The sequence below is a fragment of the bacterium genome (assembly GCA_024226335.1).
Classification (GTDB): domain Bacteria; phylum Myxococcota_A; class UBA9160; order SZUA-336; family SZUA-336; genus JAAELY01.
In genome coordinates, this window is sequence record JAAELY010000509.1 from 1 (window position 1) to 8,351 (window position 8,351).

At 61.4% G+C, this 8,351-nt stretch carries 9 protein-coding genes; all 9 read right to left on the reverse strand.

The window, feature by feature from the left end; genetic code table 11:
- Positions 1-215: 215 nt before the first annotated feature.
- Positions 216-782 carry an elongation factor P gene (efp, locus tag GY725_24775; GenBank protein ID MCP4007409.1) on the reverse strand — a complete coding sequence of 189 codons (567 nt, stop codon included), beginning with the start codon at positions 780-782 and terminating at the stop codon, positions 216-218.
- 3 nt (positions 783-785) lie between these two features.
- Positions 786-2,222 carry a UDP-N-acetylmuramate:L-alanyl-gamma-D-glutamyl-meso-diaminopimelate ligase gene (gene mpl, locus GY725_24780; protein MCP4007410.1) on the reverse strand — a complete coding sequence of 479 codons (1,437 nt, stop codon included), beginning with the start codon at positions 2,220-2,222 and terminating at the stop codon, positions 786-788.
- Complete coding sequence (locus GY725_24785) at positions 2,212-3,342, reverse strand: beta-lactamase family protein (GenBank protein ID MCP4007411.1); 1,131 nt, start codon at positions 3,340-3,342, stop codon at positions 2,212-2,214. Before GY725_24785 ends, mpl begins: the two co-directional genes overlap by 11 nt.
- Complete coding sequence (locus tag GY725_24790; protein MCP4007412.1) at positions 3,339-4,289, reverse strand: LD-carboxypeptidase; 951 nt, start codon at positions 4,287-4,289, stop codon at positions 3,339-3,341. The genes GY725_24785 and GY725_24790 overlap by 4 nt, the downstream gene beginning before the upstream one ends.
- Entirely contained in the window at positions 4,289-5,740 is a 1,452-nt protein-coding gene (dnaB, locus tag GY725_24795) for a replicative DNA helicase (GenBank protein ID MCP4007413.1), read from the reverse strand. Before dnaB ends, GY725_24790 begins: the two co-directional genes overlap by 1 nt.
- 238 nt (positions 5,741-5,978) lie before the next feature.
- Positions 5,979-6,530: a 50S ribosomal protein L9 gene (locus GY725_24800; protein MCP4007414.1), complete on the reverse strand. Its 552-nt coding sequence runs from the start codon at positions 6,528-6,530 to the stop codon at positions 5,979-5,981.
- A 10-nt stretch (positions 6,531-6,540) separates the two neighbouring features.
- Entirely contained in the window at positions 6,541-6,816 is a 276-nt protein-coding gene (gene rpsR, locus GY725_24805; protein MCP4007415.1) for a 30S ribosomal protein S18, read from the reverse strand.
- A gap of 9 nt (positions 6,817-6,825) precedes the next feature.
- On the reverse strand, positions 6,826-7,446 hold the full coding sequence (rpsF, locus tag GY725_24810) for a 30S ribosomal protein S6 (GenBank protein MCP4007416.1): 621 nt from the start codon (positions 7,444-7,446) through the stop codon (positions 6,826-6,828).
- Between the two features lie 219 nt (positions 7,447-7,665).
- Positions 7,666-8,351: sodium/proton-translocating pyrophosphatase (locus GY725_24815; GenBank protein ID MCP4007417.1), on the reverse strand; the 686-nt coding region annotated here is incomplete at its 5' end.

Sequence of the window (8,351 nt, forward strand, 5' to 3'; positions counted from 1 at the left end):
AGTGTCCTGTTCCAGAAGTTCGGTGACTATCCCGGTGCCCGGACGCCACGCTGGCAAGGCGGGAGGCCGCTGGAGTATCCGTTGATACTTCAAGGCCTTTCCAACGCAGCCGGCGGGGATGGGCGGGTGTCGCGATAGTTAGCGAACTTCTGGAACAGGACACTAGCTGCTGAACAGATTCGACTGAAGACCCTCGGATATCCGAATCGGCGAATCTACTTACAGCGCTCGATATACCTCTGCTCGGCCGGATCGACACGCACTCGGTCGCCGGCTTCGATAAACGGCGGTACCTGGATCGTCACTCCGTTTTCCAGAACCGCCGGCTTGTTCGACTTCGAAGCGGTCTGTCCTTTGACCACTGCTTCGGCTTCGCGCACGGTCACGTCCACCGCCTTGGGCAGACGAACCGCGATCGGTTGTCCATCGAGCATCTCGATCTGCAGATGCATGCCCTCTTGAAGCCAGGGCTTCGCATTGCCGAGCGCCTCGCTGTTCAGGCTGGTCTGTTCGTAATCCTGGGTGTCCATGAAGACCGCGCCGTCCGGCTCGCTGTACAGGTACTCCATCTCACGATCTTCGACATGGGCGCGCTGGATCATTTCGGTCGCCGAAAACTTGACCTCGCGCTGGCTACCATCGCGCAGGTTGCGCAGCTTCGTCTGCACGAAGCCGCGCTTATTGCCGGGCGTCCGGTGTTCGAACTGAAGTACGCGATAGGGAACGCCATCGTGGATGATGGCCGTTCCGCGGCGCAATCCGTTGGCCTGGATATCCGCCATCTCTCAAGTGCCTCCGCTGCGCAAGCGCGCCCTCAGGCGATCCCAGATGCCACCGAAGCCACCATTGGACATGATCAGAGCCACGTCCTGGCCACTGCGATGGCGCGCCAGATACTCGATGATCTCATCGATATCTGGCAAGAAAACGGCTTCGACTCCGCGTTCCGCGAGTGCACCCACGACTCGCTCAGGCCGCATGCGTTGATCATCGGCGATCTGATCTGCTCGAAACACACCCGCCAGAATCACTTCTTGTGCTTCGGAAAGCGCCTCTACATAGTCGTCTTCGAAGAGTCGACGACGGCTGGTGGCCGTCCGCGGTTCGAAGATCGCCCAGAGCTTTCGATCAGGATAACGCGCACGAGTGGCCGCGATCGTTTCGCGGACGGCCGTCGGGTGGTGAGCAAAATCATCGATGATTGCGAAGCCATCTTCATCGCTATGCACTTCCTGGCGACGTCGAATACCGCGGAATTCGCTCATTGCTCGAGCGGATTCCTCGGGCGTCACTCCGAGGTGGGTGCACACCGCGATCGCTCCGAGCACGTTCTCGACGTTATGTCGTCCAAACATCGGCGTACTGACGCGGGTCACGCGCTCTTCCCCGTACCAGAGTGTGAACTGTGTTCCGGAAGAGTCGAAGGTCATGTCGCTGACTCGCCAGCTTGCACCTTCTCGGAAACCGTATCCATCGACTTTCGCGGGACTCTCCGCGACAATCGCGCGCACCGTATCGGAATCGGTCGATGCAATGACGCAGCCGTCGGCCGGAAGCTGAGCCACGAGTTTTCGAAACGCGGATTGGATCTGATCGAGAGACTCGTAGATATCGGCGTGGTCGAACTCGCAGGAGGTCAGCAGGACGGTGCGGGCGTCGTAGTGCAGGAACTTCGGCGTCTTGTCGAAGAAAGCCGTGTCGTATTCGTCGCCTTCGATCACGAAGTGATCGCCTTCGCCGAGACGGAAGCTGCCTCCGAAATTTCCTGCAACACCGCCGATCAGCACACTCGGATCCTTGCCCGCATGGGTGAGAATCCAGCCGATCAGACTGGTACAGGTGGTCTTGCCGTGGGTACCGGTAACGACCACTGACTGCTTGCCGCGAATGAAGAAGTGGTGCACGGCATCGGGAAAACTCAGATACGGAAGATCGCTGTCGATCGCCGCGCGCGCCTCGGGATTGTCCTTGCGCACGGCATTGCCGATCACGACCAGATCCGGTGGCGCGTTGAGTACGTGATCGGGAGAGAACCCCTTGCAGATTTCGATGCCCGCAGCAGCCAACTGATCGCTCATCGGCGGGTAGACGTCAGCGTCACTACCGGTCACGCGAAAGCCCCGGTCCGCCAGCATGCACGCGAGCGTGCCCATGCCCGTGCCACAGACCGCTACCAGGTGGATATGCCGGATACTTTCGATTGCTGGAACTTCAGGCGGCAAGGAAAGCCTCCCAGAGCAGATCGTGGACCAGGGGTCGCAATTCAAATTTGCTGCGTTTCGCGATTTGATGCACGCGATTGCACAGGAAGACGACGATCATGTCGCGTTCCAGATCGATCCATAGACTGGTACCCGTAAAACCCGTGTGTCCGATCGAGCGCTTGGAGAAGTACTTGCCGGAAGTGGACTGCCCCTCCGTCGGCGTATCCCAGCCCAGTGCCCAATCACTGTCTTCAGCAAACTCCTGGCGTCGAAAGAACTCCTGCGAGAGTTCTTGCGGAAAGATCTCGCTCTCGCCTTGATCGGCGGCAAGCATCTCTTCTGCAAACCGCATCACATCGGCAGTCGTACCAAAGAGACCGGCATGGCCCGCAACCCCTCCCATCGCCCAGGCATTGGGATCGTGCACCTCTCCCCAGATCAGCTTGTCTCTCCACTGACATTGCTCGGTAGCGGCATAGCGAAGGCGTTCATCCTTGAAGGGGACCGGATTGAAATGCGTGTCTGCCATGCCCAACGGGCCGTAGACGCGCTGGGCGCAGAAGCTGTCCAGGCGTTCTCCGGAAACCTGCTCGACGATCTCTCCGAGTACGATGAAGTCCAGATCCCCGTAGACGCTCGCCTCTCCCGGTTCGTGCACCGCGGCACTGCGCACGATGCGATTCACGATCGCAGCACGCCCTTCTTCTGTCGCCAGCAGGTGCTCACCCTTTTTCAACTCGCGCTCGCGCAGGTCGTCATAGTAGGCGCGCCACGGACGCAGCCCTGCGCTATGCGTGAGCAGGTGTCGAATCGTGATCTTCGACTTGCCCCGCTCTCCAAAGGCCGGCAGGAGTTGCTCGACTGGCTGATCGAGTGCGAGCTTGCCCTCGGACGCGAGCAAGAGAATCGCCGGTGTAGTCGCCATGACCTTGGTCAACGAGGCCAGATCGTAGATCGTATCCGCGCGCACCTCGTGTCGTTCGGGGGCGAGTGTAGCCGCGCCAAAGAAACGATCGTAGCTCAAGGACTCGCCGTGCCGCGCGCGAATCGAGGCACCGGGGATCTCTCCCTTTTCCATCGCCTTCGCGACAGCGCGGTCGACGCGTTCGAGCTTCCGGTTTACCTCCGCGAGCTTCAAGGCGCTTCCTCCCGATGCGACTCCACGACAGATTCCAGATGGGCCAGGCTGCCCTGCCCCCCGTCGAGTTCCACTTCGATACCGATTCCAAGGGCTAGATGATCCGCCACGTGGCCGAAGGGGAGATCGAGGACGATCGGACCGTCGACACAGTCTCGGAGCACTCTGCATACGGCGTCGCAGGCAGAAACATCAGGGTAGCGCTCCGATTCACAGTTCACGAACTGTCCGAGGGCCACTCCGGCCACTCCGTCGAGCTTTCCGGCGTCGCGCATCTGGATCATCAAGCGATCCAGGGCGTAGGGCTGGACGCCGGTTTCCTCCAGAAAAAGGACCTTTCCGTGTGTGTCGACATCGAAAGGCGTGCCGATCGCGCTGACCAGCACTGCGAGATTCCCGCCGACCAGCCGTCCGCGAGCGGAGCCACCCGATCCGCGTTTACCGACCAATGGTGCGAGACCTTCGGCTTCGCCTCGCACGAGTGACACGAGGCGAGAGAAGGCGTCCGCTTCGAGGTCATCGCGTTCCAGCATCGGACCGTGAATATTGGGCACGCCCGTGCGCAACGCGGCCTGGTTCAGGAGCACCGTCGCATCGCTGTAGCCAATCAAAAGCTTGCGCGCGCGGCGAATTCGCTCGAAGTCAAAATCCCGCAACCAGCGTGCAATCCCGAAACCACCCCGCGCGAATACGATTCCATGCACCTCGGGATCCTCGAGCAGAGCTTCGAAGTCCGTACGTCGCACGTCGTCTTCCGCCGAGAGATAGCCGTCGCGTCCCTTCAGGTGTTCGGCACATCTGACTTCGTAACCCGCGGAGTGCCAGAACTCGAGACAGCGAGCGAGGACTTCGGCATTGACCGGGCCCGACGGCGCACAGACTCCGATCCTGGAACCGGCCGGCAGTGCGCGGGGCCGAAGCATCGGCCGCTCGCCCGTGCTCGCCATCAGAACGGCGACTCCATCTTTCCGCCCCACGCGCCTGGCTCGGGTTCGGGTTCGGGATCGAAGCCCTGATCGACTGGAGGCACCGTGTCGCGTCGCGTCAGGTCGTGGAAGCGGCCAAACTCCTTGGCAAACTGCAGCTTCACCGTCCCGATGGGACCGTTGCGCTGCTTGGCAATGATGACCTCTGCCAGACCGGCGTCGGGACTCTCTTCGTCGTAGACATCGTCGCGATAGATGAACATGACGATATCTGCGTCCTGCTCGATCGCACCGGACTCGCGCAGGTCCGCCAGCATCGGACGTTTGTCGTTGCGACCTTCCGGTCCGCGGTTGAGCTGCGAGAGCGCGATCACCGGTACGTCGAGATCCTTCGCCAGGAGTTTGAGGGATCGACTGATATCGGCCACCTGTTGTTCGCGATGATCGATTGTCGTGCGACCTTGAACGAGCTGGATGTAGTCGATGACCAGAAGCGAAAGTTTGTGCTCGCGATCCAGGCGCCTCGCCTTGGCTGAGATGTCGCTGACGGTGATCCCCATGCTGTCGTCAAAAAAGAGTCGCGCCTCTTCGAGCTGACTAGCTGCACGCGTCAGACGCGGCCAATCGCGATCAGACAGCATGCCGTTGCGGAAACGGGAATTGTCGACCTGGGCCTCGCCAAGCAGCATACGCAATACGAGTTCGCGCTTGGTCATTTCCAGGGAAAAGAACGCGGCGCATCCACCGAAATCCATGACGTGATTGCGAACGAAGTTCAGAGCCAGGGCGGTCTTTCCGATACTCGGACGCGCGGCCAGTACCACCAGATCACCCCCGTTGAGGCCTCCGGTCTTCTGATCGAAGTCCTCGAAGCCGGTGCGCACGCCGACCACCTCACCTGCTTGCACGCGATCGATGTACTCGAAGGTGCTCTGCATCTCGTCGCGCATCGACGAGAAATCGGAACGCGCATGCCCCATCGCGATGTTCAGGACTTCGCGTTCGGCGTGCTCGAGCAGATCCTGGACCGGTTCCTGCCCCTCGTAACCGCGCTTCGCGATGTCTTCACAGGTACGAATCAAACCGCGCGCCAATGCCTTCTGGCGCACGATATCGGCGTGGGCTTCGATGTTCGCCGTCGTCGGAACGACATCGGCCAGACCGCTCAGGTAGCCGATGCCACCTGACTCGGCCAGAAGGCCCTGCTCCTCGAGGTAGCTTCGCAGTGTGATGAGCGAGATGCCCTGCTGCTTCGCCTGCAGGTCGAGGTACGCCTGGTAGAGCAAGCGGTGTCGGGGCAGATCGAACGAAATGGGTTCGAGCTTGTCCTCGACCTTGTAGATCGACTCGTGATCGAGCAGGATCGCCCCGAGCACGGCGCGCTCCGCCTCGTGATCGGTAGGGATAGCGCGCAGGTGTTCTTCGAAGCCCCCGGTCGTGGGGCCTCCGGGTTCCGCGAATCTGGAATCCATCTCTGCCGGCACAGCTCCCCCCTCAAGGAACCCAACGGAGGTTCATTCTAGCAGGCCGTTGAAGAGCCCGCGCCGTCGCCAGACATATGCTCTTCGAGCGATTCCGACCGTGCGAAACCCGACTCTTGCGGAGTGCAGAACGCGCCCTTCTAGCGGTCTGATCGTCCGCTAGAAGGACTCTTGGAGATCCGAAAAAGTCTCCTGCGACGCGGAACCGAAGGCGAGTTTCGACCGGGCTCTAATCCGATTCGGGAATCTCGCGGGCCGCTTCCCGGCTCCCATCGTCCATGCCCGCAGTGCTATAGCCCTCTTCCTCTTCGACGGGCTCTTCGTCGACCACTTCTCCCGAGACGACCGCGACTTTCAGCGCCACGATCACCTCGCGATGGAGCCGTAGAGGCACCTCGTGCTGTCCGACCTGTTTGATGGGGTCGGTTGCGATCTTGCGTCGGTCGACCTCGACGCCGTTTTCGGCGAGCCGCGCTGCGATATCGGAGTTTGTGACCGACCCGAAGAGCTTACCTTCGGAGCTGGCCTGAACCTCGAAACTGAGCTCAACGGCAGTCGCGCGTCGAGCGATATCCTGGAGCCCGGACACGGCCTTCGAGTTCCTCTCCTCGATCACGCGCCTCTTGTGCTCCATCTCGTTTACCCGGCCGGCTGTCGCCAACAACGCCATGCCTTGCGGGATCAGGTAGTTGCGGCCGTAGCCGGCGCGCACCCTCACGACATCGCCCGCGGTGCCGAGCTTTCCAATGTCTTCTGTCAGGATGATTTCGAGTGTCGCCATTTCCGATTTCCTACGAGTGCGCCGTGGTGTACGGCAGCAAGGCAATATGACGCGAACGCTTGATGGCCAGCGTCAGGCGACGCTGATGCTTCGCACAGTTTCCGCTGATACGGCGCGGAATGATCTTGCAGCGCTCGGTCAGAAAGATGCGAAGCGTCTTCGCGTCCTTGTAATCGATTTCCAGTTCCTTGTCCGCGCAGAACCGGCACACCTTGTGGCGCGAGAACATGCGCCGTCCGGTTCGCCGTCGCTTCTTCGCGGGTCTTTTTGCAACGATTTCGACCATGGTGCTCTCCTACTCCGTCTCTTCGTTGGCACCCGCATCGGGCGCGGTAGCGGCGGGCTCGGCCGCGGCAGGTGCGGCAGGTGCATCGGCTGCGGCCGCGGCAGGTGCGGCAGGCGCAGCCGCGGCAGGTGCATCGGCTGCAGCTGCGGCAGGTGCAGCTGCGGCTCGAGGGGCATCTTCGGATCGCGGATCATCACGTTGCCCTGCGTAGCGAGACCCATCCGCCGATTCTTTTTCACGGGCTTCGCGCTGCTCGCGCTCCTTCTCGCGCACCTCGCGGCGCTTCGCCTGTTCCTCGGCCTGTTTGGCGGCGTTGGCGATACGGTCTTCGATGTCCTTGACGTCCTCGTCTGCGAGAATCGTGAGGAATCGCAACGCGTCGGCGTCGAGGCGCAGAAGCCTTTCAAGCTCGCTGATCTCCTTGCCTTCGCTCAGGAAATTCAGCTGGAAGTAGTGGCCCTTCTGGAAGTTCCCGATCTCGTACGCCATTCGGCGCTTGCCCCAGTCATCCCGGAGCAGAATCCGGCCCTGGGAGCCGGTGATCACCGAGTCGAGTCGCTCGTGGATCTCGGTCTCGCGTTCTTGTGTCGCGTCCGGCTGAATCACGTAGATCAGCTCGTATTCGCGCATTCTTTCCTCCCGGTCTTCGCAGCTCCGAGATTTCCGTCCCGGGCCGCATTCGGGTCCCGGTTGTGAACCGGAACCGAGGATCAATTCGCGGAGGCAATGTAACGGGCGATTCGCCGTCTTTCTAGCCGCGAAATTTCATGTGGTTTTTCAATAACTTACAGCGGGCTAGGTCGAGGACCTGGCCCGCTAGCCGAGTTGGCTCGCCGGAATTCCTCCGACTTAGGCCAGTAGAGGAGCGATGACGACGCTGACGACGCACATCAGCTTGATCAGGATGTTGAGCGCGGGACCCGCAGTGTCCTTGAAGGGATCTCCGACGGTATCGCCGACGACGGCCGCTTTATGGGCATCCGTGCCCTTTCCACCGTGCGCGCCCTGTTCGATGGTCTTTTTGGCGTTGTCCCAGGCACCACCGGCATTCGACATGAACAATGCCATGAGCACGCCGACCACGGTGACTCCCGCGAGCAACCCGCCCAGCGCTTCCTTGCCCAGGAAGGGCAGAAAACCGAAAAGCACCGGCACCGAGACTGCCATGATGCCAGGGGCCAGCATGCGCCGGATGGCCGCCGCCGTGGAAATATCGACGCAACGCCGGTAGTCGGCCTGGGCCGTACCTTCCAGCAGTCCCGGGATCTCGCGGAACTGGCGGCGAACCTCCTCGATCATCTCGCCCGCCGCGTCTCCGACCGCGCGCATGGCCATGGCGCTGAAGACGAAGGGGACCATGCCGCCGACAAACACACCGGCCATGACCATCGGATTGAGCAGATCCAGAGTATCGAGGCCGGACTGGGTGCGGAATGCGGCAAACAGGGCCAGGGCCGTGAGCGCGGCGGATCCGATCGCGAAGCCCTTGCCGATGGCCGCCGTCGTATTGCCGACGGCGTCCAGAAGATCGGTGC

Bases quoted from the DNA above. Each gene is read 5' to 3' on its own strand.
- efp (MCP4007409.1), bottom strand. From the start codon at position 782: ATGGCGGATATCCAGGCCAACGGATTGCGCCGCGGAACGGCCATCATC.
- GY725_24790 (MCP4007412.1), bottom strand. From the start codon at position 4,289: ATGGCGAGCACGGGCGAGCGGCCGATGCTTCGGCCCCGCGCACTGCCG.
- dnaB (MCP4007413.1), bottom strand. From the start codon at position 5,740: ATGGATTCCAGATTCGCGGAACCCGGAGGCCCCACGACCGGGGGCTTC.
- GY725_24800 (MCP4007414.1), bottom strand. From the start codon at position 6,530: ATGGCGACACTCGAAATCATCCTGACAGAAGACATTGGAAAGCTCGGC.
- rpsR (MCP4007415.1), bottom strand. From the start codon at position 6,816: ATGGTCGAAATCGTTGCAAAAAGACCCGCGAAGAAGCGACGGCGAACC.
- rpsF (MCP4007416.1), bottom strand. From the start codon at position 7,446: ATGCGCGAATACGAGCTGATCTACGTGATTCAGCCGGACGCGACACAA.